The sequence below is a fragment of the Pseudomonas sp. Y24-6 genome, from assembly GCF_020295325.1.
Classification (GTDB): domain Bacteria; phylum Pseudomonadota; class Gammaproteobacteria; order Pseudomonadales; family Pseudomonadaceae; genus Aquipseudomonas; species Aquipseudomonas gregormendelii.
In genome coordinates this window covers 100,587-124,003 of sequence record NZ_JACBXG010000014.1, presented here as the reverse complement: position 1 = coordinate 124,003, position 23,417 = coordinate 100,587, and the positions used below count along the sequence as shown (strand labels likewise).

The 23,417-nt window shown below is 61.5% G+C and carries 24 protein-coding genes; 11 read left to right on the top strand and 13 right to left on the bottom strand.

The annotated features are described in order from the left end of the window. Nucleotides 1-37 precede the first annotated feature (37 nt). Together HYI44_RS23940 and HYI44_RS23935 are read left to right on the top strand one after the other, a co-directional pair. The gene (locus HYI44_RS23940) at nt 38-859 is read left to right on the top strand and encodes an aldo/keto reductase (protein WP_225570693.1); all 822 of its coding nucleotides are present in this window, start codon (nt 38-40) and stop codon (nt 857-859) included. A gap of 28 nt (nt 860-887) precedes the next feature. Continuing rightward, nucleotides 888-1,358, top strand: a complete 471-nt coding sequence (locus HYI44_RS23935) for a DUF1810 domain-containing protein (RefSeq protein WP_122839371.1) — start codon at nt 888-890, stop codon at nt 1,356-1,358. Here HYI44_RS23935 and HYI44_RS23930 read toward each other — a convergent pair. After that, entirely contained in the window at nt 1,323-3,683 is a 2,361-nt protein-coding gene (locus tag HYI44_RS23930) for a DNA polymerase II (RefSeq protein WP_225570692.1), read from the bottom strand. The genes HYI44_RS23935 and HYI44_RS23930 overlap by 36 nt on opposite strands. Nucleotides 3,684-3,895: 212 nt before the next feature. On the opposite strand from HYI44_RS23930, the gene HYI44_RS23925 reads away from it, so the two are divergent. Next, entirely contained in the window at nt 3,896-4,336 is a 441-nt protein-coding gene (locus HYI44_RS23925) for a CBS domain-containing protein (protein ID WP_045060957.1), read from the top strand. A gap of 101 nt (nt 4,337-4,437) precedes the next feature. Here the strand turns inward: HYI44_RS23925 and HYI44_RS23920 are convergent, their stop codons facing one another. Further along, nucleotides 4,438-5,061 carry a glutathione S-transferase gene (locus HYI44_RS23920; RefSeq protein WP_225570691.1) on the bottom strand — a complete coding sequence of 208 codons (624 nt, stop codon included), beginning with the start codon at nt 5,059-5,061 and terminating at the stop codon, nt 4,438-4,440. 157 nt (nt 5,062-5,218) lie between these two features. Here HYI44_RS23920 and HYI44_RS23915 point away from each other — a divergent pair, with 157 nt between their 5' ends. The 3 genes from HYI44_RS23915 (at nt 5,219) to HYI44_RS23905 (ending at nt 7,251) form a co-directional block, all read left to right on the top strand. Then, a complete protein-coding gene (locus HYI44_RS23915; protein ID WP_122839374.1) occupies nt 5,219-5,740 on the top strand; it encodes a DUF3455 domain-containing protein in 522 nt (173 codons plus the stop codon). A 267-nt stretch (nt 5,741-6,007) separates the two neighbouring features. Then, on the top strand, nt 6,008-6,535 hold the full coding sequence (locus HYI44_RS23910) for a sigma-70 family RNA polymerase sigma factor (RefSeq protein WP_225570690.1): 528 nt from the start codon (nt 6,008-6,010) through the stop codon (nt 6,533-6,535). Continuing rightward, complete coding sequence (locus HYI44_RS23905) at nt 6,532-7,251, top strand: anti-sigma factor domain-containing protein (RefSeq protein WP_225570689.1); 720 nt, start codon at nt 6,532-6,534, stop codon at nt 7,249-7,251. The genes HYI44_RS23910 and HYI44_RS23905 overlap by 4 nt, the downstream gene beginning before the upstream one ends. 63 nt (nt 7,252-7,314) lie before the next feature. Here HYI44_RS23905 and HYI44_RS23900 read toward each other — a convergent pair whose 3' ends face one another. Beyond that, on the bottom strand, nt 7,315-8,406 hold the full coding sequence (locus HYI44_RS23900; protein ID WP_122839376.1) for a DUF1615 domain-containing protein: 1,092 nt from the start codon (nt 8,404-8,406) through the stop codon (nt 7,315-7,317). Between the two features lie 291 nt (nt 8,407-8,697). On the opposite strand from HYI44_RS23900, the gene HYI44_RS23895 reads away from it, so the two are divergent. After that, on the top strand, nt 8,698-10,233 hold the full coding sequence (locus tag HYI44_RS23895) for an FAD-dependent oxidoreductase (protein ID WP_225570688.1): 1,536 nt from the start codon (nt 8,698-8,700) through the stop codon (nt 10,231-10,233). Between the two features lie 62 nt (nt 10,234-10,295). Here HYI44_RS23895 and hemB read toward each other — a convergent pair whose 3' ends face one another. The 3 genes from hemB to HYI44_RS23880 form a co-directional block, all read right to left on the bottom strand. Further along, nucleotides 10,296-11,270, bottom strand: a complete 975-nt coding sequence (gene hemB / locus HYI44_RS23890) for a porphobilinogen synthase (protein WP_225570687.1) — start codon at nt 11,268-11,270, stop codon at nt 10,296-10,298. Between the two features lie 130 nt (nt 11,271-11,400). Beyond that, nucleotides 11,401-12,243, bottom strand: coding sequence for a PhzF family phenazine biosynthesis protein (locus tag HYI44_RS23885; RefSeq protein WP_201147123.1), 843 nt, complete (start codon nt 12,241-12,243; stop codon nt 11,401-11,403). A 27-nt stretch (nt 12,244-12,270) separates the two neighbouring features. Next, entirely contained in the window at nt 12,271-12,969 is a 699-nt protein-coding gene (locus HYI44_RS23880; protein WP_225570686.1) for a glutathione binding-like protein, read from the bottom strand. A 362-nt stretch (nt 12,970-13,331) separates the two neighbouring features. Here HYI44_RS23880 and HYI44_RS23875 point away from each other — a divergent pair, with 362 nt between their 5' ends. Continuing rightward, on the top strand, nt 13,332-14,006 hold the full coding sequence (locus HYI44_RS23875) for a histidine phosphatase family protein (protein WP_225570685.1): 675 nt from the start codon (nt 13,332-13,334) through the stop codon (nt 14,004-14,006). A gap of 66 nt (nt 14,007-14,072) precedes the next feature. After that, the gene (locus HYI44_RS23870; RefSeq protein ID WP_225570684.1) at nt 14,073-15,128 is read left to right on the top strand and encodes a permease; all 1,056 of its coding nucleotides are present in this window, start codon (nt 14,073-14,075) and stop codon (nt 15,126-15,128) included. Between the two features lie 38 nt (nt 15,129-15,166). Here the strand turns inward: HYI44_RS23870 and mnmH are convergent, their stop codons facing one another. Then, the gene (gene mnmH / locus HYI44_RS23865; RefSeq protein ID WP_122839383.1) at nt 15,167-16,270 is read right to left on the bottom strand and encodes a tRNA 2-selenouridine(34) synthase MnmH; all 1,104 of its coding nucleotides are present in this window, start codon (nt 16,268-16,270) and stop codon (nt 15,167-15,169) included. Continuing rightward, nucleotides 16,270-17,304, bottom strand: a complete 1,035-nt coding sequence (gene selD, locus HYI44_RS23860) for a selenide, water dikinase SelD (protein WP_225570683.1) — start codon at nt 17,302-17,304, stop codon at nt 16,270-16,272. Before selD ends, mnmH begins: the two co-directional genes overlap by 1 nt. Nucleotides 17,305-17,535: 231 nt before the next feature. Here selD and HYI44_RS23855 point away from each other — a divergent pair, with 231 nt between their 5' ends. Beyond that, a complete protein-coding gene (locus tag HYI44_RS23855) occupies nt 17,536-17,763 on the top strand; it encodes a DUF6555 family protein (RefSeq protein WP_045060943.1) in 228 nt (75 codons plus the stop codon). Between the two features lie 84 nt (nt 17,764-17,847). Here the strand turns inward: HYI44_RS23855 and HYI44_RS23850 are convergent, their stop codons facing one another. The 3 genes from HYI44_RS23850 to HYI44_RS23840 all read right to left on the bottom strand — a co-directional run bounded on the left by HYI44_RS23850 (nt 17,848) and on the right by HYI44_RS23840 (nt 19,038). Beyond that, entirely contained in the window at nt 17,848-18,015 is a 168-nt protein-coding gene (locus tag HYI44_RS23850; protein WP_122839385.1) for a metallothionein, read from the bottom strand. 82 nt (nt 18,016-18,097) lie between these two features. After that, entirely contained in the window at nt 18,098-18,550 is a 453-nt protein-coding gene (locus HYI44_RS23845) for a DMT family transporter (protein WP_122839386.1), read from the bottom strand. Nucleotides 18,551-18,552: 2 nt separating this feature from the next. Then, the gene (locus tag HYI44_RS23840) at nt 18,553-19,038 is read right to left on the bottom strand and encodes a DMT family transporter (protein ID WP_122839387.1); all 486 of its coding nucleotides are present in this window, start codon (nt 19,036-19,038) and stop codon (nt 18,553-18,555) included. A 216-nt stretch (nt 19,039-19,254) separates the two neighbouring features. Between HYI44_RS23840 and HYI44_RS23835 the strand changes: the two genes are divergently transcribed. Then, nucleotides 19,255-20,190: a LysR family transcriptional regulator gene (locus HYI44_RS23835; protein WP_122839388.1), complete on the top strand. Its 936-nt coding sequence runs from the start codon at nt 19,255-19,257 to the stop codon at nt 20,188-20,190. Between the two features lie 111 nt (nt 20,191-20,301). On the opposite strand, the gene HYI44_RS23830 is transcribed toward HYI44_RS23835, so the two are convergent. Then, nucleotides 20,302-21,984, bottom strand: coding sequence for a methyl-accepting chemotaxis protein (locus tag HYI44_RS23830; protein ID WP_122839389.1), 1,683 nt, complete (start codon nt 21,982-21,984; stop codon nt 20,302-20,304). A 108-nt stretch (nt 21,985-22,092) separates the two neighbouring features. After that, nucleotides 22,093-23,409, bottom strand: a complete 1,317-nt coding sequence (locus tag HYI44_RS23825) for a Na+/H+ antiporter family protein (protein WP_163019423.1) — start codon at nt 23,407-23,409, stop codon at nt 22,093-22,095. Nucleotides 23,410-23,417: the final 8 nt, after the last annotated feature.

Genomic DNA, 23,417 nt, shown 5'->3' with positions numbered 1-23,417 from the left:
GCCGAACGTACACCAGCGAATTTTTCAGGAGGTTTGAATGCGCACTTTGCAATTGGCCGGCGTCGAGGTACCGGTCATCGGCCAGGGCACCTGGCGCATGGGCGAGGATTCGTCGCAATACGCCAGCGAAGTCGCGGCCTTGCGCCAAGGCATCGAGCTGGGCATGACCCTGATCGACAGCGCCGAAATGTACGCCGAAGGCGCAGCAGAGGAAGTGGTGGGCGAGGCGATCGCGGGTCAGCGTGACAAGGTCTTCCTGGTCAGCAAAGTGTACCCGCACAACGCCAGCCGCCAGGGTATTCCCTTGGCGTGCGAGCGCAGCCTGAAGCGCCTGGGCACCGATTACATTGATCTTTATCTGCTGCATTGGCGCGGCCAGTATCCGCTGGAGGAAACTGTCGAAGCCTTCGAACGCTTGCGCGAGGCCGGCAAGATCGGCCGCTGGGGCGTATCCAATTTTGATCTGGATGACCTGCACGAACTGGCTGCACCGGCGTGCGCCACCAACCAGGTGCTGTACAACCTGGAAGCGCGCGGCATCGAATTCGACCTGCTACCGTGGTGCCAGCAACAGAGGCTGCCCGTCATGGCCTACTGTCCCATTGGCCAAGGTGGGCATATGCTGGCCCACGCCACCCTTGGACAAGTGGCAGCCCGTCACGCCGCGACACCGGCGCAGGTGGCACTGGCATGGATTCTGCGACAGGACGGGGTGATCGCCATCCCCAAGGCGGTGCGACCCGAGCACGTCAAACTCAACGCCCAAGCCCAGGACATCAGGCTTGAACCCGGGGATCTGGAGGCGCTGGACCAAGTGTTTCGTGCGCCACAACGCAAACAGCGACTGGCCATGGTCTAGGCCATCGGTTTCATCAGAGGGCTTCTACATGAGAAGCACCGATCCGCTGGACTCCTTTAACCTGGACCGCTTCCTCCAGGCGCAGGACCCGGTGTTCGACTACGTCCTCGAGGAACTGGCTGCCGGCTGCAAGCGCCGGCACTGGATGTGGTTCATCTTCCCGCAGATCGCCGGGCTGGGTGGCAGCGAAATGTCGCGGCGCTTCGCTATCCAATCGGCTGCAGAAGCGATGGCCTATCTGGATCATGCAGTGCTGGGTACACGCCTGCGCACCTGCACTCAATTGGTGCTCAACATCAAGCATCGGTCCATCGGTGACATTTTCGGCCACCCCGACAACCTGAAATTTCACTCCTCCATGACCCTGTTTACGCAGTTCAGCCCTGGGGACAGTCTGTTCCATCAGGCCCTGGACCGTTATTACCACGGCATTCCGGACGAGTGGACCCTGTCGCTACTGGACTCAAAAGAGCCCCAGTTGCCCTCCAATCAGGGTTGAAAAGTCGTCATCGACAAACGGCAGGATGGCATCCGCGATCGGTTGCAGTTGCCGCGTGACGTAATGGTCATAGTCGACAGGCGCGCTACGCACCTCCAGCGGCTCAGGCCCGGCTACGGTGATCAGGTAACTGATCCAGCCGCCGTTCTGGTACTGCCGAGGCCGGCCCTGCTGGTCGTTGTAGGCATCGGCGATGCGCGCCGCCCGCACATGTGGAGGCACGTTGCGCTCATAGTCGTCGAGGGTGCGGCGCAGGCGTTTGCGGTAGACGAGGCGCTCGTCGAACTCGCCGGCCAGGGTCTTGCGCACGTAGTCACGCACATAATCCTGATAGGGCTTGCGGTGGAATATCAGCGAATAGAGTTCCTGCTGGAATTGCCGGGCCAGCAGTGACCAGTCGGTACGCACCGCTTCAAGGCCCTTGTACACCATCTCGTCGGTACCATCGGCACGGCGGACCAATCCTGCATAACGCTTTTTACTGCCCTCCTCCGCACCGCGAATGGTCGGCATCAGGAACCGCGTGTAGTGGGTTTCATATTGCAGTTCAAGCACGCTTTGCAGCCCATACTGCTGCTGCACGTGCTCACGCCACCACTGGTTCACGTGATCGACCAGGGCCCTGCCGATCTGCGCGGCTTCTTCCTGGCCATGGGCCCGACGCAGCCAGACGAAGGTCGAGTCGGTATCGCCATAAATCACTGTGTGTCCCTGGGCCTCGATCAGCTGACGAGTGCGCAGCATGATTTCGTGCCCGCGCAAGGTGATCGACGAAGCCAGGCGCGTGTCGAAAAAACGGCAGCCGCTGGACCCGAGTACGCCGTAGAACGCGTTCATGATGATCTTCAGGGCCTGGGACAGCGGCGCGTTGTGCTCGCGCTTGGCAGTTTCCCGGCCTTCGGCCACCCGCGAGACTATTGCCGGCAGGCAGTGCCGCGTGCGGGAAAACCGCGCGCCGCGGAAACCTGGGACCGAGTCGTGGTCGTCAGGGTGCTTGAGGCCTTCGATCAGGCCGACCGGGTCGATCAGGAACGTGCGGATGATCGAGGGGTAGAGGCTCTTGTAGTCCAGCACCAGCACCGATTCGTAGAGCCCCGGCTGTGAGTCCATGACAAAACCGCCAGGACTGGCCTGCGGTGGCCGCCCACCGAGGTTCGGCGCAACAAAGCCCTGGCGGTGCATCAGCGGCATGTAAAGGTGGGTGAAGGCCGCTACCGAGCCGCCGCTGCGGTCCGCCGGCAAACCTGTAACGCTGGCGCGCTCGAGCAGGAAGGTCAACAGCTCGGTCTTGGCGAAAATCCGCGTGACCAATTCGCAGTCCTTGAGGTTGTATTTGGCCAGGGCCGGCTTGTCCTCGGCGAACATGCGGTTGATTTCGTCCATGCGCTGATAAGGCGTGCTGATCGCCTTGCCCTCCCCCAACAGGGTCTGGGCGACGTTTTCCAGGCTGAACGAGGGGAAACTCCAGGTCGCTGAGCGCAGGGACTCGATGCCGTCGATGATCAAGCGGCCAGCCGCTGCCGCAAAAAAGTGATTGCGGCTGCCATGTTCACGCCACTGCATCTCTTCGCCACCACGCCCCAGCTTGAGCGGCACCGCCAGGCGCCGGGCATGCTCGTGCAGCACCCGCAGGTCGAACTGCACGACGTTCCAGCCGATGATCGCGTCCGGGTCGAAACGGGCAAACCATTCGTTGAGTTTCTTCAGCAACAGGGTGCGTGACTCGCAGTATTCAAGTTGGAAGTCCACCTCGCTGTCGTCACCATTGGGCGGACCAAGCATGTACACCTGACGCTCGCCACACCCTTGCAGCGCAATCGAGTAAAGCTCGCCCCGGGCGGTGGTTTCGATATCCAGGGACACCAGCCTGAGCGTGGGCCGGTAAGCCGGATCGGCTTTCATCTGCGCGTCGAGCACCAGGCCATCGGCATTTGGCGTGCCACCGAAGACCACCGGTGCGGTGATGAAGCGCTCCATCATGTAGCGTTCGGGTGGTCGCACATCGGCTTCGAACATCTCGACGCCGACCTTGCGCAGGGCAGTTTCCAGGCGCATCAACTGGCCGTGTTGCTGACAGTACAGGCCGAGCACCGGGCGATGCTCGAAGTCCAGCAGAGCCAGGGGCCGTAGCTCGACGTTTTTTTCACCCTGTAGCACCTGCTCTGCCTGTCCCCGCTGTTCGGCGGGAATGAACGCCACCGACGGTTGATGGGGCAGGCGAATGCGCCGGGGACCGTTATCGGTCGCCAGCCAGAACTCGACTTCCGTGCCGGCCGGGGTGTCACGCCAATGCCGGGTCAGGACAAAACCCTGCTGTAGATCCACCAGTGCAGCCTCGATAACAATTCAGGTGGGGATTCTACGCGTATCCTCGTCACAGCTGCCGAGCCAGCGAGGTTATGTGGCGTTGGAACGGGAAAATGTATAAAAAAACTGCCAAATGACGTTTTTTGCATCATATCCGCCGCTTTGCGTCTTGCCCTCGACGCCCGGGTCTATGATTCTTCTAGAACAACGACAACACCAGAGTACCCACCATGAAAACCGTCGCCCAACTGCTCAAGTTGAAAGATCAGAAGAATCAGGAAGTGCACCAGATCAAGCCCGACCACATGGTGCTGGAAGCGTTGATGAAGATGGCCGAGAAGAACGTCGGCGCCCTGCTCGTGGTGGAAAATGACCAGGTGCTGGGGATCATCAGCGAACGGGATTACGCGCGCAAACTGGTGTTGCATGGTCGTTCCTCGGTGGGTACGCCAGTGCGCGACATCATGGTCTCGCAAGTGATCACCGTGGACACCCACCAGACCGTGGACACCTGCCTGGGCATCATGTCCGATAAACGGCTGCGTCACTTGCCTGTGGTCGAGAACGGCAAGCTGATCGGCCTGCTGTCGATCGGCGACCTGGTCAAGGAAGCCATTGCCGAACAGGCCGAGCTCATTCGGCAGCTGGAGCAGTACATTCGCGGCGAATAGTTTGGGTCCCACTTGTGGGTGATCCTGCTCGCGATGGAGTGTCAGTCGACAGCATTGGATCTGACATTCCATCGCGAGCAGGCTCGCTCCCACAGTATTGTTCACGTTGGCCAATGCCGGGCAAACACCGGTGCCAATGTCGGATGCCGGTCGATTCGCTCCAGCCACGCATAAAATCCTGGCCGGGTGCCACGCAGATGTTCGCGGCTACCCGCCCAGCGGCTGACCACGGCGGCCAGAACGTCCAGAGCGCCTGGCGCCTCGTCGCCCAGGTACAACTCGCCGGAAAACTGGTCGGCGAACACCTCCCAACTCCAGTGCAGGCGCTGGCGCGCGCCGGCCATGAGGTTCTGCCGGGACTTCTCATCCGATTCGTCCAGCCAGCGCTCGGGGTAGTCGATGATGCCGATCGCCGCATAACAATTGCTGACAATGAACGCCAGACCGCGAATGGCCTGGTCGCGTTCGGCGACGTCGTCCGGCAGCAGGTTCGACTCGGGAAAGGTCAACCCCAGGTGGATGAGGATCGCGGCGCTCTCGGTCAGGACGCTGCCGTCGGGCAATTGCAGGGTTGGTATCTGCTTCAGCGGATTGAGTTTCTCCAGGGCCTGGGCCGACTCTGGTGAGGCCTCGACATCGATGAAACGATAGGGAATCTCGCAGAGTTCCAACGCCGCCTCAATCGCCGCAGCGCCGGAGTTCCTGTGTCCGTAGAGCTGGTACATACACACCTCCTTTGCAGTTCTCTCTTTGTAGCAGCTGACTCGGCTCCCGCGGAAAAATTTCTTTTTTCGCCTCTGCATCCAAATCGCCCCGTGGCGGGTAGTACCTGTAGCAGCCCTGATGCTGCACAGCGGATTACCCACTTTCGGAGTGCTATCAATGAACGCCAAACAGCTGATGTGCCTTGCCGGTTTGCTTGCCACCACTAACGCCGCCTTCGCCCAGACCGGGTTGCCCGACAGCATCAAGGTGCCGGACGGGCACAAGGTGGCGATGGAGACCACCGGGGTCGGCGAGATCACCTATGAGTGCCGAGACAAGGCCAACGCCGCCGGCATGACCGAGTGGGTTTTCGTGGGGCCCAAAGCGGTACTTAACGATCGCAGCGGCAAACAGGTCGGCACCTATTTCGGCCCGCCGGCCACCTGGCAGGCGAAGGACGGCTCGAAGGTCACCGGTACCCAACTGGCCGTCGCACCTTCGACACCGGGTAACCTGCCTTACCAGTTGGTCAAGGCCAATCCGGCCGAAGGCAAAGGCGCGATGAGCGGCGTGAGCTATATCCAGCGCGTAGCTCTCAAGGGCGGCGTGGCGCCGGGTACCGAATGCACCTCCGCCAACAAGGGCAAGCAGGAAGTGGTGAAGTACCAGGCGGATTACATTTTCTGGGCTGCCAGCTGATTCCGGCACCCACCTCGAATAAACGCCTGGACACTGCAATATTCTGGAACACATGCATTATCCGTGATCCGGGACACCTGCAATTTCTGTGACCTGGAACAGCTGTAGCAGCTCTGGCAGCTGTGGGAACAGGGCTTATCCGCGAGGGTGGTCGGTCAGCAGATTCAACATTTGCTGACAAAAAGCCATCGCGGGCAAGCCTTGCGCCTACAGGAGTTGTGTTTGTTTGCTAGATTGCATGCCAGGTCCCAACAATGGCTGAGCACAGTGTCCTTGCCCGAAACCTTATTCGATTACGAAGCACACCTGGCCGCCTGCGGGCGAGGCGAACGGCAGGCCTTGCGCGATTTATACGTGCAGGAGAGTCCGCGCCTGCTGGGCGTGGCCAAGCGCCTGGTCCGCGACACGGCACTGGCCGAAGACATTGTCCACGATGCATTTCTGAAAATCTGGAACGGTGCCGCGCGATTCGATCCCGCGCGAGGCTCGGCGCGGGGCTGGATGTACAGCGTAACGCGGCACCTGGCGCTGAATTTCCTGCGCGACCATCGGCGCGAAAACCACGACGAGACCGAAGTGCCGGACGTTACCGAAGCTTTCGATGACCAGGCCGATTCCGGGCGCATCCATCACTGCCTGGAGCAATTGGATCCGGCACGGCGCACTTGCATCGTGCATGCGTACGTCGACGGTTATTCCCACGCCGAGATATCACACAAGCTCGGCACCCCGCTGGGCACGGTCAAAGCCTGGATCAAGCGCAGCCTGACGGCGTTGCGGGAGTGCATGGGATGATCAGCAGACCTTTGAACGAAACCCCTGAAGAGCGCGACGAACTGGCCAGCGAGTACGTACTGGGCACGCTCCCGGCCGAGTTGCGAGTTCAGGTGCGCCTTCGCCTCGAGGACGACGCCGAGTTGCGCACGGCGGTCGACAGCTGGGAACGTCGCCTGCTCGGCCTGACCGACCTCGTCGAGCCTGTGCTTCCCTCTACCCAATTGTGGCCGCAGATTGAGCGCAGTGTGCAGGTCCTGGAGCCCAAACCCCGGTCACCTGCCCCGCGCGCGCCCTCCTGGTGGAACCTGCTGCCCTTATGGCGCGGGCTGGCCGGTGCCGGGCTAGCAGCCAGTCTGCTGTTCGGTGCATTGCTGTTGACGCAGACCACGGCCAAGCCGACCTACCTGGTGGTATTGGTCGGCCCTCAGGACAAGGCGCCGGGCTGGGTCGTCCAGGCGAGCAACCCAAGGGAGTTGCAGCTGATTCCGCTGGGGGTGGTTGAAGTTCCAGCCGACAAGGCGCTGGAATTCTGGACCAAGGCTGACGGTTGGCAAGGACCGGTATCCCTGGGTCTGGTCAAACCGGGGCAAACCCTGTCGGTGCCGCTGGATAAGCTGCCACCACTGGTCCCGGATCAACTGTTCGAGCTGACTCTGGAGAACCCCAATGGCTCGCCGATCGGCAAGCCGACCGGGCCGATTCAATTCATCGGCCGGGCAGTGAAGGTCATTTGATTGAATTTACCCTGGGCCGTCTGATGCAAACAACCGCGCGCTCCCACTGAGGCCTGGGCCCGCTCAGCGGGCTCGGGCCATGCAACGCTGATAGCGCTCATCCACCCGCTTGGCGAACCAGGCGGTGGTGAGTTTTCGAGTAATTTTCGGGCTTTGCAGGACGATTCCCGGCAACACCGCCCGGGGCAATGACCGGCCTTCATTTTGCTCTGCCAATTCGAACACCCGCTGATACAGTTTCGTCTCCTCGAACTCCAGGCTCTTGCCCTTCTCCAGTTGGGCGCGGATGGTCGGATTGCGCATGTCCAGTTGCTTGCCAAGGCTGCGCACCGCCAGTTCGGTGGTCCCGGGCATGATTGCGTCGTAGCGCACCAGATCACCGTCCAGCGCCAGCGGGATGCCAGATGCGCGACTCACGGCATTCTGAAAGGCGGCATTGCGACTGGCGTACCAGCCGGCGTTGAAATCGGCAAAGCGGTACAGGGGTTGTTCGTAGCTCACCGGGTAACCCAACAGGTGGGCGATACCGAAATACATGCCGCCGCGACGACTGAACACTTCACGGCGAATCGTGCCCTCGACCGGATACGGGTACTGTCGCGCATGCTCTTCGGCGAAATCGATGCTGACCTGCATCGGCCCACCGGTATGCACCGGGTTAAATCCGCCGAACAGCGTCTGTCCCATTGGCACCATGCCGATGAAATCATCGAAGATCGCGCTCAGTTCCTTTTCACTGCGTGCGGCATTGAGCCGGGTGCTGTAGCTCTTGCCGTTAGGCGATTTGACCTGCAGCGCGCCACTGACCAGCAGGCGGGGGATATGCACCTTGGCGGCCCGGCGGTCGATCTCTTCACGGGCGATCTTGCCCAGCCCGGGCACTGGCGGGTCCACTTGGAACGTCGACTCCTGCTCGGTAACGGCGAGCACCGAGCAGAGGTTTTGCGTACTCGGATAAATGCCCTGCGCGGCGAATGCGGCATAGATGTCCGTGGCCCAACCCTGGCGATCGGCTGTTTTGGCCGGCAACAGACGCACCAGTTCAGCCTTGACCTCTGCGGGCTTGCGCGCAGGCGGTTCCGGTGTCCTTTGCGTGGCGCAACCGGCGAGTACCAGTAGCGCGGTGACGCTTGTGATCAATCGATTGGCTTGCATGGTGTTCCATCAGATTCTTCGGGACGGTTAACCATACGATCAATGGCATGGCGCAGGCTATGACTCTTGCCGCCGCTAGCTGTTCCCCCGACTAAACCGGGTGCGATTTGCGCGGGATCTGCATGCAATCCGGGTAGGAGCTGCCGAGAGAAACGAGGCTGCGATCTTTTGATCGGAACGCCGTCCCCAGCAGGCATGCTTTCACCCGAGGGCTTTTTCCGTTGGGCAGGCCGTCTGGACGCGGTTTCGGGCTGGACCATACTTGAGCAACACGGCGAGGAGACCAGCCCCATGAATCGAAGCGATGTGCTGATTGTCGGCGCCGGCCCCACTGGACTGGTACTGGCGCTGTGGTTGAGCAAACTGGGGATTCGGGTGCGGATCATCGACAAGAGCTCGGCGCCCGGCACGACCTCCCGGGCGTTGGCGGTGCAGGCGCGCACCCTTGAACTGTATCGCCAGCTCGACCTCGCCGACGCCGTGGTGCAGAACGGTCATCGCGTTGCCGCGGCGAATTTCTGGGTCAAGGGCGGGCCTGTCGCGCGCTTGCCCCTGACGGCCGTCGGCGAAGGCCTCACGCCCTACTCTTTCCTGGAAATATATCCCCAGGACCAGCACGAGCGACTATTGATCACCCGCCTCGAAGCCTTTGGAATCAAGGTTGAACGCAGTACCGAACTTGAAAGTTTCGAGGAAACCGGCGACGGCGTCAGCGCGCAATTGCGCTTGCCGGACGGCCAGCAGGAAATTTGCCAGGCGTGTTACCTGGCCGGGTGTGATGGCGCCCGATCGATCGTGCGCAAGGCCCTCGATACCGACTTTCCCGGCGGCACCTACCAGCAGATTTTCTACGTGGCCGATGTGCATGCCAGCGGCGAGGCCCTCAATGGCGAATTGCACGTGGACCTGGATGAGGCCGACTTCCTTGCGGTGTTTCCCATGGCCGAGCAAGGTCGCGCGCGTCTGATCGGCACAGTGCGCGGTGAGCGCGCCGAACAGTCGGAAAACCTGAGGTTCGAGGATGTCAGCAATCACGCGATCCAGAACATGAACGTGCAGATCGAGCAGGTGAACTGGTTCTCGACCTACCGCGTGCATCACCGGGTGGCGGATCACTTTCGCACCGGTCGCGCGTTTCTGCTGGGGGACGCCGCCCACGTCCACAGTCCGGTCGGCGGCCAGGGCATGAACACCGGGATCGGCGACGCCATCAACCTGGCGTGGAAACTCGCCGCCGTGTTGAGTGGCGGTGCCGAAGCGCGGTTGCTCGACAGTTATGAACCGGAACGCATCGCTTTTGCCCGCAAACTGGTCGCCACTACCGACCGGGTATTCAGTTTGGTCACCGCCCAGGGCCCCATGGCCGACCTGCTGCGCACCCGCCTGGCGCCGTTGCTCATTCCGAGAATGGCCGCGTTCGAAACATCCCGCGAATTTCTGTTTCGCACGGTTTCGCAGATCACTCTGAATTACCGGGCGATGGCATTAAGTGCAGGCGTGGCCGGGCATGTCCATGGCGGGGATCGACTGCCTTGGGCGCACGATGGCGAAGGCGACAATTATGAATCGCTCAAGCAACCGGTCTGGCAGGTGCATGTGTATGGCGACACCAGCGACGAAATGATCGCCTGGTGCGTGGAGCATCACCTGCCGTTGCAGGTATTTGCCTGGCGGCCTGCGTTCAAAGCGGCCGGCCTGGGACGTAACGGGTTCTACCTGTTACGACCGGATACCTATGTGGCGATCGCCGAGAACAGCTCGGATCCGAAGGTGATCGAACGCTATTTCCGTGATCACGGGATTCGTACGTTTTTCACCAACCCCTGACACCCTACACAACAAACATGTGGCAGCGGGCTTGCCCGCTGCCACAGGCAGGTTGCTGTTGGTTAGATCCCGGCCAGCGCCAGGTCCATCGCGAAGTAGGTGAAAATCAGATCGGCACCGGCGCGTTTGATCGCCCCCAGGCTTTCGCGGACCACCCGGTCTTCGTCAATGGCCCCGGCCTGGGCGCCGAACTTGATCATCGCGTATTCGCCGCTGACCTGGTACCCCGCCAGCGGCAGGCGCGAGGCCTCGCGGATGTCGCGGATGATGTCCAGGTACGCGCCGGCCGGCTTGACCATCAGCGCATCCGCGCCTTCCTGCTCGTCCAGCAAAGACTCGCGCACCGCTTCGCGGCGGTTCATCGGGTTCATCTGGTAGCTCTTTCGATCGCCCTTGAGGGCACTGCCACCGGCTTCACGAAACGGGCCGTAAAGCGCCGAAGCGAACTTGGTCGAATAGGCCATGATCGGCGTGTGGGTGAAACCGGCGGCATCCAGTGCCCGGCGAATTGCCTGGACCTGCCCGTCCATCGCCGCCGAAGGAGCGATCACATCGGCACCGGCCTGGGCTGCAGCAACGGCCTGCCGGCCGAGGTTGACCAGGGTCTGATCGTTGTCGACTTCATGGTTGTGCATGACCCCGCAGTGGCCATGGTCGGTGTATTCGCAGAAGCAGGTGTCGGACATCACGATCATGTCCGGCACTGCATCCTTGGCGATGCGCGACATGCGAGACACCAGCCCGTTTTCGTTCCAGGTATCGCTGCCGTTGCTGTCCAGGTGGTGGGACACGCCGAACGTCATCACCGAACGGATGCCGGCACGGGCGTAGCGCTCGATCTCGCCGGCAAGTTTCGATTCGGGAATGCGCATCACGCCCGGCATGCTCTTGATCGGCACGAAGTCGTCGATTTCTTCCTCGACGAAGATCGGCAGCACCAGGTCATCGAGACTGAACTCGGTTTCCTGGAACAGGCTGCGCAGGCTCGCATTGCGGCGCAAACGGCGTGGACGTGCTTCGGGGAACTGACTGGACATGGGGGTTCCTGGGACAAGACAAAAGTCGTAGGGGGCGAAAGCTTATGCGTTGTGCGGCGTACCGCACAAACGCTTGTTGACCAAGAGTGCGTTACCGGTCGGGCAATAATCACCAGACGGCACGGTCGGTCTAGAGGGTCAAAGTGCCGCTGATGCAGGTCACCACGGGGCCACCGACCCAGATTTCGTCGCCCACCTGCTCGACCTGGATTCGCCCGGCGCGACCCATGGTCACACCCTGGCTGACCACATAGCTCGGCGGTGCCAGCCCTTCCATGAGTAGCCACTGCGCCAGCCCGGCATTCAGGCTGCCGGTGGCCGGATCTTCAGGCATGCCGTCGCCGCTGATAAATGCACGCACTTCGAACTGCGCGGCATCGCCATCGCGTGCCGGCTGCCAGGGCGCAACGACCCCGACCGCGAGGCCGAGCATTTGCGCATGGTCGGGCTGCAGGTCCAGCACCTGCTGGCGATCAGCCAGCATCACCGCCAGCCAGCCGGCGCCATTATCGACCCACTGACTGCGCAGGATCGCACCGCGCTCCAGGCCCAATCCCAGGCGCACCCGTTCTACAATCCCGGCATCCACCGGCCCGGTCCTGATCAGCGGCGGCGCCAGGAAGGCCAGCTCCGCGCCCTGGCGACGAATGCGCACCAGCCCGACTCCGCACTCCTGAATCACCTCCTCGGCCATGGGCACGCCGCCGGCTTCCAGCCAGGCATGACAAGTCCCCAGGGTCGGATGACCGGCGAATGGCAGCTCCTTGAGCGTGGTGAAGATCCGCACCCGGTAGTCGGCCCGCGGGTCACGGGGCTGGAGGATGAAGGTGGTCTCGCTGAGGTTGGTCCAGGCGGCAAACGCCGCCATCCGCTCGTCGCTCAGTTCATCAGCGCCGAACACCACCGCCAGCGGATTGCCTTTGAGCGGGCTGCGGCTGAACACATCTACCTGCTTGAAATCGAATGAATGCATGGCCTTTCCCTGGTCTTGTTGAATGGACTACTTCGGAATTTCCAGCCCGCGCATGACTGCCGGCCGCGCCAGGAAGCGCTCAAGCACCCGCGTCACGTTCTTGAAGTCGTTGATGCCCACCAGGTCGCCCGCTTCATAGAAGCCGATCAGGTTGCGCACCCAGGGGAACGTGGCGATGTCGGCAATGGTGTAGCGCTCGCCCATGATCCAGTCCCGCCCTTGCAGCCGGGTATCGAGCACCTTGAGCAGGCGCTTGCTTTCGTCCACATAGCGACCGAGTGGGCGTTTATCCTCGTAGTCCTTGCCGGCGAATTTATTGAAGAAGCCGAGCTGGCCAAACATCGGCCCGATGCCACCCATCTGGAACATCAGCCACTGGATCGTCTCGTAACGCGCCGTCGATTCCTGAGCCAGTAACTGCCCGCTCTTGTCGGCGAGGTAGATCAGAATCGCCCCGGACTCGAACAGCGCCAAGGGTTGATCGGCCGGACCATGGGGATCGAGGATCGCCGGAATCTTGTTGTTAGCGCTCAGCGAAATGAACTCCGGGGACAGTTGGTCATGGGTTTCGAAGCTGACGCGATGGGGCTCGTAGGGCAGTCCGATCTCTTCGAGCATGATCGAGACCTTGACCCCATTGGGTGTCGGCAGGGAGTACAGCTGGATCCATTCAGGGTACTGGGCCGGCCATTTTTGCGTGATGGGGAACGCGGACAAATCAGTCATGGGAGCATCCAAAGGAAGATGTAAGCCGATGATAATCCGTAGGGGCTGCCGAAGGCTGCGATCTTTTGATCGTGATCCTGATTTTTCAAGGTTGCTGAACATCAAGCGCAAAAGATCGCAGCCTCCGGCAGCTGCGACGACAAGTTGTAACATCCTGTCGGTAACTTTTCCTACATCCGAGAAAGCATCCCGGTAGAGTGCGGCGCACCTCTCGGGATCGAACCAAATGGGCTTCAGGCACTCTGATCCTTGCCCCTTCGGAAACGGACCGGCTCAACGACATGGAAATCACCCGACGCTGGATGCTCGCGGTGTAAAGGTTTGTCAGCCTTAACCGAATGCGCTGAAGAACCCCTTATTCGATGATGAAACTCTTGAAATTTGCCAATCGCTTCAAGCATCGTGCCTATCTGTTCCTGCCGGCGCTGCTTGCCACCAGTGCGGTATTCCTGTCGCTGGAGTCCAGCGAAAGCCGCGCCCAGCCCGCTGACGGTACTCAGACCCTGGTCTTCCTGCGCCATGCGGAAAAACCCGAGGGTGGCCTGGGCCAGCTCAACTGCCAGGGCCTCAATCGCGCCATTGACCTGGCGACCCTGCTCCCGGAAAAATTCGGCAAGGCCGACTACGTGTTTGCGGCCAACCCGACCCGCAATGTCGAAGAAGGCGAGCTGGACAACTCCTACAGCTACATCCGTCCCCTGATGACCATCAGCCCGAGCGCGATCAAGCTCGGCCTGCCGGTGAACATCAAGTTCTCGGCCAACGATACCAGCGACCTGGCCGACGAACTGCTCGACGACAAATACCACAACTCGGTGATCTACACCGCCTGGTCCCATGGCTACCTGCCTGAGCTGATCAACAAGGTGGCGGGCGACGCCCTGGGCAAGAAGCAGAAGATTACCGAAGACTGGGAGTCGAACGATTTCGACTCGTTGTATGTGCTGACCCTGACCTGGCACAACGGCAAGGCCAGCCTGGAAAGCCACACCTACAAGCAAGGCCTGGATAACGGTCGCGAGACCTGCCCAACGTAAGTGTCTGCGCCGGGAGGAGGAGCTGGGCTATCATGAACCCTTTCCTTCTTGCCCCGGAACCTCCCCATGTCACTCTTATCCACAGCTGCCCCCTCCAGGGGCTGGTCGTTCTGGTGGAAACCTGCGCTCTTCGTCCTGGTCGCCTGTATCGGCCTGTATTACGTCAAATGGTCGCCCTACTACGCCAAGGCTTTCCTGGCCGCTGACAACCACAGCATCGGCGCCTCCATCCTCAACGACGCCCAGGCCGCTCCCCTGGCCGCTGCACTGACCTATGCCAAGGTGTATTTCCTGGCGATCTGGAAAGCTGCAGTGCTGGCAGTGATTCTCGGCTCGTTGCTGCAGGTATTGATCCCCCGCGACTGGCTGCTGCGCCTGTTCGGCCGCGCCGGTTTTGCCTCGACCTTGCGCGGCGGCCTGTTCGCCCTGCCGGGCATGATGTGTTCATGCTGCGCGGCACCGGTGGCGGCCAGCATGCGTCGCTCCAATGTGTCGGTCGGCGCCGCGCTGGCGTTCTGGATCGGCAATCCGGTGCTCAACCCGGCCACGCTGGTGTTCATGGGCTTCGTGCTGGGCTGGGGCTTTACGGTGCTGCGCCTGGTGGCGGGTATCGTGCTGGTGTTTGGCGTGTCCTGGGTGGCACAGCGCATGTCCGGCCCTCAGGTGCTGCCTGAAGCGGCTGTGGAAGCAGTGAGTGAAGCGAGCACGGTGGATGTGCAACCGTTCCTGGTGCGCTGGGGCCGCACGCTCTGGCAACTGTTCTGGAGCACCATCCCGATTTACATCCTGGCAGTGCTGGTGCTCGGCGCAGTGCGGGTCTGGGTGTTTCCGCACATCGATGGCGCCATGGCCAACAGCCTGATGTGGCTGGTGCCGCTGGCGATCATCGGCACTTTGTTCGTGATTCCAACAGCAGCGGAAATCCCCATCGTGCAAACCATGATGACCCTCGGCATGGGCACTGCCCCCGCCGTCGCGCTGCTGATGACCCTGCCGAGCATCAGCCTGCCGTCGCTGCTGATGCTGCGCAAGGATTTCGATGCGAGGGTGCTGGTGAGTGTGGCGCTGATGACCATGGGGATTGGTGTGGTCAGCGGGTTGATCGGGGCGGCTTTGCTGTAGATTCTGTGGCGCCCGTTAGGGCGCCAGCACAGGCAACATCACCCCCGCTGAACAGCACGCTCGAGCAGATACTCGAGCACCGCGTCCCGCTCCCCGGCAAACTCGATTCGCGCGCCCTTTTTCTCGCGCTGGAACGCATACATCGGGTCGTAATACTCGCTCAACAAGCCCTCGATCCATGCCCGATGCAGGTCCACCGAGCCGGTGCGCGCCTGCTGTTCCAGGGCATCCTCCATCAACAGCAGCATGCGCCGGTGCCGTTCGCCACCCAAGCGTTTTTGCACATTATTGAGGCTTTCCAGCAACCGCTCGGAGAACAGCGCAAACCCGCCATCACCATGCACAGTGATGAATTCGGCGCACAGGTCTACCACGTAATCGCGCAGGATCCGCTCGACCCGCCCTTGCAGGCTGTCTTCCAGCCAGACCATCGGATACTGCTGCATGCCCTGGAACAACGGCAGCGGCAAGGCGCAACTGCCGACCGTGCGGCTCTCGTCTTCCAATACGAAGCGCTCGATGCCGACCGCACGTTTTTTCAGGATGTCCACGGCCAGGCGGTTTTCAAAATCGATGTTGGAGGGCTGGTCAGTGGCGCGTTTGCCAAAACTGGAGCCGCGGTGATTGGCATGGCCTTCCAGGTCCAGACCGTTGCTCAACTGCGTGAGCACCTCGGTCTTGCCGGTACCGGTCATGCCGCCCAGCAACACGAAATCACACTGGGTCACTGCCTGGTCGACCGTGTCCAGCAGGAACGAGCGCATGGCCTTGTAGCCGCCACCGACTCGTGGGTACTCGATGCCTGCCTCGTCCTTGAGCCACTGCTGCACAAGCTGCGAGCGCAAGCCACCGCGAAAACAGTACAGATAACCTTCAGGATGGGCCCGGGCAAAATCGGCCCAGGCCTGGATACGTTCGGCCTTGATCGCACCGGACACCAGCTGGTGCCCGAGGGTGATCGCTGCCTCCTGCCCGTGCTGCTTGTAGCAGGTGCCGATGCGCTGGCGCTCGTGGTCATTCATCAGCGGCAGGTTGACCACGCCGGGAAACGAGCCCTTGGCGAATTCCACCGGTGCACGGGCGTCGAGCATGGGTCGGTCGTTGAGGAAAATGGCGCGGTAGTCGGTGCAGTCGATTGGCATCAGAACACCTCGACCGCGTGGGTCTGTCGCTCAACCAACTCACCGATGGGCTCAAGGGTCAGTCCCAGTTCGGCGGCCACGCTCAGAAACTGCGGGTTGCCTGCCGGAGTGACCGCGATCAGCAGGCCGCCGCTGGTTTGCGGGTCGCACAGCACACGCTTGTGCAGTTCCTGCAGACGCCCCAGTTTGCTGGCATAGCTGTCGAAATTGCGCAGGGTGCCGCCTGGGACACAACCCTGCTCAAGGTAATACTCAACACCGGCCAGGCGCGGCACGCGCTCGTACTCGATACGCGCGGTCAAGTGGCTGCCGTCGGCCATTTCCACCAGGTGCCCGAGCAGGCCGAACCCGGTGACGTCGGTCATCGCGGTCACGCCCTCAAGCTTGCCGAAACGGCTGCCGGGCTTGTTCAGGGTGCACATCCAGTCCCGGGCCAGGCCGATATCGGCGTGGCGCAACTTGCCCTTTTTCTCGGCGGTGGTGAGGATGCCGATCCCCAGGGGTTTGGTGAGGTACAACAGGCATCCGGCGGTCGCGGTGTCGTTGCGTTTCATGTGGCGTTTTTCCACCAGACCGGTCACGGCCAGGCCGAAAATCGGTTCGGGCGCGTCGATGGAGTGCCCGCCGGCCAAGGGAATGCCTGCTTCATCACAGATCGAGCGACCGCCACGAATCACTTCCCGGGCGATTTCCGGGGCCAGCACGTTGACCGGCCAGCCGAGAATGGCGATTGCCATCAGCGGATCGCCGCCCATGGCGTAGATGTCGCTGATGGCATTGGTGGCGGCGATGCGACCGAAGTCGAACGGGTCATCGACGATCGGCATGAAGAAGTCGGTGGTCGAGACCACCCCACGTTCTTCGTCGATGGCATAGACCGCCGCATCATCACGCGAGGCATTGCCGACCCACAGATTCGGGTCCAGGTTCTGCGCCCCGCTGCCTGCCAGGATCACTTCCAGCACCTGGGGGGAAATCTTGCAGCCGCATCCTGCACCGTGGCTGTATTGGGTCAGACGAATCGGCTCGCTCATGGGGGGCACCTTGTGTAGTCAGGTCGACAATCGTACAGCAATCACCTGGGCGATCAGAGCCGGCCTGTGATCTTTGGGCCTTCAGGCCAAAAAACCACGTGCAGGTTCCCTCAGCTATATAGTCAGTTTCAGGTTGGGAGCCCATCCCGACTCGCTGCCGTCTGACAATCCGACTGAATTTTCCGGCCCGCCGATGATCCTTCTAATACCACAGGGAGAATCACGGGCTTTATGAACAACGCAAAATTATTCGTCATTGAGTACACCCTTCATGGCGCCCCCAAGTCTTTCATTATCCGTCTGGACAAGATGGACAACGCAGAGGCTTGGCATTGGGCAAGCTGTGACGCCGGTGTGGGTCGGATCCCGCGCTTTGGCCGGGAGAAGGTGCAGAAGACCAGTAAACCGATGGCCGAGAAATTCGGCGTCGAGAACGTGACCTGGCGGCCGGCTGGCTGACCCACGAAGCATGGTTTGCCCACAACAAAAGTGGAGCCTGAAAAGGCTCCACTTTGTTTGGGCGACCGGTTATTGGGTGACCGGTTACCTGTGGGCGCACTTGCAGCCTTTGGATGAACACTCTTCGCCATGCTCGTGGTGCTTGGCGCAAGCTTCGCAGCAGTAATGCTTGCCGTGTCGAGCGATTGGGTGCTCACCCAGCTCACACTTGCATTTGGGGCAGTCGCAGGTATCGGTCCTGGTCACGGTCATGGTCTTGACTCCATCGTTATGGTCGTCCGGATGCAGCGGATGCCCACCCGTGATTACAGTGTAGGACCATCAACCATCAACGTTACGCCTGCCGCGCATTACTGCGGTACATGAACACCAGTGCCAGCGCCAGGCACACCATGGCCAGGATCCGGCTGCCCGACAACTCGATTGCCGGGTTGCCCAGCCAGCCGAAATTGTCGATCAGCATGCCCATGCCCAACTGCCCGACGATAACCGCCACAGTGGCGACAGCCGCCCCTACCCGTGGCACTGCGCCGACCATCACCATCATGTAGACCACGCCGAAGAGGGCGCCGCTGAGCTGCCATTTCGGCACGTCGAGCAGACTCACCGCATGGGTCGGTTCGAAGAACAGGATCAGCAAGCCGGTGACCACAGCGCCGACCACGAAGGTCAACAGACTGCTGCGCAACACGCCTACCGTTTCACCCAGGCGTCCATTGATCGCCGCCTGCACACTCAACACCGCACCGGCCGCTACGACCACCGCCAACAAAATAAACAGACTCATGATCAACCCCTGGCAATCAGAACAAGTGCGGCAACAATCAACACCAACGCCAGCCAGCGTTCACCGTTGACCTTTTTGCGCGTTGCGCCGAACCAGCCGAAATGGTCGATCAGTACGCTTTTGCCGACCTGCCCTGAAAGAATCGCGATCATCGTCATGGCGATGCCGATATGCGGCGTGGCCAGCGTGAGTACGATCACGTAAACGGGGCCCAGGAATCCGCCGATCAGTTGCCAGCGCGGCAAGGTGTTCAACGCCGGCCCCTGTTGCGGGCCGCTCATCAACAGCAGCAGAAACAAGATGGCCGAGCCAACGCCAAAGATGCTCAAGGTCGCCCACAGATGCCCGACCTGACCCCCCAGCGGCCCCAGCAACCCGGCCTCCACGGAAAGCCCCATGCCGGCCAGGATCACCAGCGGCAACAGCAGCAGCCGTAGCCCCGGTTTGGTGGCAGGCGTCGCAGCGACCTGTTCGATTGAAGATTGCATAAAGATAACCTGTGGTCAGTTAACACAAACCCATGTGGGCGCGAGCCTGCTCGCGAAAACGCTGCTCGGGTCGGCAACAAGCCGGTGAGCGATGATTTCGCGCGCAGACTTGCGCCCCATGGGCGAAGGAGGCGTGCATTATCGGCTGGCTTCCCTTTGCGATAAATGGGAGCATCCAGACAACACTTTTGCGCATTACGCACAGCAGGATTGATCATGCAGGGTCTCAACCAATTTGGATTCAAGGCGCTCAGGCTGTTTGTCGCGGTGCTCGACCATGGCAGTTTCTCTGAAGTCGCCCGTCGCGAAGGCCTGGCACCCTCCTCCATTTCGCGGCAGATCCAGCTGATGGAACAGGCCCTGAGCCAACAGCTGCTGTACCGCCACACCCGCGCCGTCACACCTACCGAAGCCGGGCGCATGCTGGGGCACCATGCGCGGCTGGTGCTGGTGCAGCTCGAGGAAGCCGAACAGGCACTGCAGGAGCAGCGAAGCGAGCCGAGTGGACTGGTCCGGATAAACGCCCCGGTGGTCTTCGGGCAACGGCACCTGACGCCCTGGCTTGGCCAGTTGTGCGAGCGCTACCCGAAGCTGCAACTGGATATCCAGCAGACCGACAGCTACGTCGATCCGCTGCAGGAAGGTGCCGACCTGCTGTTCCGCATTGGCCCCCTCCACGACTCGAGCATGCAGGCGCGAATTCTGGCGCCCCATCGTTTCCAGGTGGCGGCCAGCCCGGCGTATCTTGAGCGTCGCGGCACCCCGAGGCATCCCGACGAGCTCGTCGCCCATCAGTGTCTGGCCTACAAAGGCGTGGCCGGTCAGCAGCGCTGGTTTTTCCGCAAGGATCAGCAGGACTGGGTGCCTTACTCGGTGAAGGGGCCAATCACCGGCAACCATGCCGACACCCTCACTCAAGCGGCGGAACAGGGCCTGGGGCTGGTGATGTTTCCGTCATGGCTGATTGGCGAAGCGGTGCGTAACGGCACGCTGGTGCCCGTGCTGGAGGAGTATCAGGTATCCAACAGCCTGGAACCGCAGCAGATCGCCGTCCTCTGGCCCGGTAGCCGACGGTTGTCGGTGAAGGTCAGGACGGTGATCGATTTTTTTGTCGAATGCTTCGGGGCGGTGCCGTACTGGGACCGACCCTAGCTGGCGAGGTGGGCAGTGCGCTATGGCACCATCCTGGAGCGGGCAACCTGCCCCCTCGCCACAGGAGCTCTATTGCCATAGGCATGTACTGGCCACCAAAAACGTCAGGCGTCAGATACGAAACTGCCCAACCAGTCCGCCCAACCGCTGCCCCAGATCCGCGAGGCTACGGGTGGTTTGTGCGCCGAGCTGGGTTTCGTCAGCGACGCTGTCCACGGCTGCCGCAATCTGATGCACGCTGCGGTTGATCTCTTCGGCCACGGCAGTCTGCTCTTCGGCGGCGCTGGCGATCTGCGCGTTCATCGAGTTGATCGTGCCGATCAACTGCGCCATCGCATCCAGCGAAGCGCCCGCCTCGTTGGCCTGGGCGCTGGTGCCGTCGCCGGCCTCGCTGGAGCGACGCATCGCCTCAACCGCTGACTGCGTGCCCGCCTGTAAACGGTCGATCATGCCCTGGATTTCCTGGGTGCTGATTTGCGTGCGACTGGCCAGCGCCCGCACTTCGTCCGCCACCACAGCAAAGCCGCGGCCCGCCTCGCCGGCGCGAGCCGCTTCGATCGCGGCATTGAGGGCCAGCAGGTTGGTCTGGTCAGCAATTGAGCGAATCACCCCGAGCACGCTGACAATCGACGACACGTCCTTCTGCAAACTGTCCAGCGACACGCCGCTGCTGCGAATGTCGTCCACCAGCGCATGAATCTTCACGATGCTGCCGGCCACTACCCGCTTGGCCGCCTGCCCCTCTTCATCCGTCTGCTGAGCTGCTACCGCAGCGTTCTGCGCGCTTTTGGCGACTTCCTGGGCGGCCGCCGACATTTCATTGATCGCCGTGGCCACCTGATCGGTCTCGTGACGCTGGCGTTCCATCGCCTGGTCCGAGCGTTGGGCCTGAGCGGATACCTGTGTCACCAGGCCGGTCAGTTGCGAAGTCATTTCAGTGATCTGGCGCACCAGCCCATGGATCTTGTCGACAAAACGATTGAACGAGCCCGCCAGTTCGCCAAGTTCATCCTGGCTGGTAATAGTCAGGCGGCGGGTCAGGTCACCCTCGCCGGCCGCGATGTCATCGAGGTTGGCTTTCATCAGGTGCAGTGGACGCAAGATCGTATTGGACAGCAACACGCCAGCAGCGGCGATCACCAGCAACACCACGGCAGCGATGCCGACGATGCTCCACACCACCCCTTCCATGCGTTCCTGTACCTTGGCCTCGACCAGCGCCACCTGCGCTTCAATGCCGTCCAGATTCACCGACGTACCCACCGCCATGTCCCATTTGGCCAGGTACTCGGTGTAGCCAAGCTTGGGCACCAGAACCTGGGTGTTGCCCGGCAACGGTGAACTGTATTGCAGGTAATGAGTGCCGTCTTTTGCGACTTTCACCAGGTCGCGGTTGACGTACACGCCGTTCGGGTCGCGGTTGTCCTTGAAACTCTGGCCGACGCCTTCCGGGCTGTTGGCCTTGAACAGGCGCACGGTGTTGGAGTCATAGCCGAAGAAATAGCCATCCTTGCCATAGCTGATGCTCGACAGCAATTTGATCGCCTGGGCCCGCGCGCCATCGTCGCCGGGGGCGGCGGCTTCGTAGAGAGGTTTGATCGTGGACATGGCCACGGCCACGTAGCTTTGCAAGGTGGCCTTGGCGTCAGTGAGCAGGCGCTGGCGGGTTTCCTCGACTTCGTTGCGCGCCTGTTGCTGCAGGATAAACAGTGTGGTCAGGCTGATGACCAGCGCAAAGAGCAGCACCGGGAGGACGGCGAGGGACAGGACTTTAGCCTTGAGGCTCATGCGCATGACATTCACTCTTTTGATTTATTGGCGTGCCTGAAAGCTTTAACGGCACGCCGGAGCAAAAGTTGAATGTCACTCACTCCCACAGGGGAGACCAGTGAGGCGTGGGGATCACAACACCATCGCCGCCACCCAGCCGAAGGCCAGCAGCGGCAGGTTGTAGTGCAGGAAAGTCGGCACCACAGTGTCCCAGATATGGTGATGCTGGCCATCGACGTTCAAGCCGGAGGTCGGGCCGAGGGTCGAATCCGAGGCTGGGGAGCCCGCATCCCCCAGTGCACCTGCTGTGCCGACGATGCACACGATCGCCAGCGGGCTGAAGCCCAGCTGCACGCACAGTGGCACGAAAATCACCGCCAGGATCGGCACCGTCGAGAACGACGAGCCGATGCCCATGGTCACCAGCAACCCCACCAGCAACATCAACAAGGCACCAATGGCCTTGCTGTGACCGATCCAGGAAGCGGAGGTTTCGACCAGCGACTGCACATCGCCAGTGGCCTTGATCACTTCGCCAAACCCCGAGGCGGCGATCATGATGAAGCCGATCATCGCCATCATCTTCATGCCTTCGGTGAACAGATCGTCGGTATCACGCCACTTCACAATCCCCGACACCGAGAAAATCAGGAACCCTGCCAGGGCGCCAATGATCATCGAGTCGAGCAGCAGCTGGATCACGAACGCGGCGATGATCGCCAGGCCCGCGACCATCAGGCTCAGCGGGTTGTACTGCACCGCCACCTGCTCGACCTGCTCGATCTTGCCCAGGTCGTAGACGCGCTTCTTGCGGTAGCTGAAAAACGCGATCGTCAGGCCAAACACCATGCCCAGCGCCGGGATACCCATTGCGTGGGTGACGTTGATGCCGCTGATATCGACGCCGCTGCGGGCGACGTTGGCCAGCAGGATCTCGTTGAGGAAGATGTTGCCAAAGCCCACCGGCAGGAACATGTATGGCGTGATCAGGCCGAAGGTCATGACGCAGGCGATCAAACGTCGATCCAGTTGCAGCTTGGTCAGCACGTATAAAAGCGGCGGCACCAGCAACGGAATAAAGGCGATATGTATCGGCAAGATGTTTTGCGAGGCGACGGCCACGACTCCCAGCAGGCCGATCAGCAACCATTTGACCCGGCCGCCACCACTGGCGTGCTGGCGATCAACCATGGCCAGCGCCTTGTCCGCCAGGGCATGGGCCATCCCCGACTTGGCAATCGCCACCGCGAACGCCCCCAGCAAGGCATAGGACAGCGCAACGGTAGCCCCGCCCCCAAGGCCGCTGTTGAACGCTTTAAGCGTGGCGTCGATGCCCAGGCCGCCGGTCAGGCCACCGACCAGCGCGCCCACGATCAGCGCGATCACTACGTGTACGCGGGACAGGCTGAGTATCAGCATGACGCCGACCGCAGCAATTACTGCATTAATCATCGTTA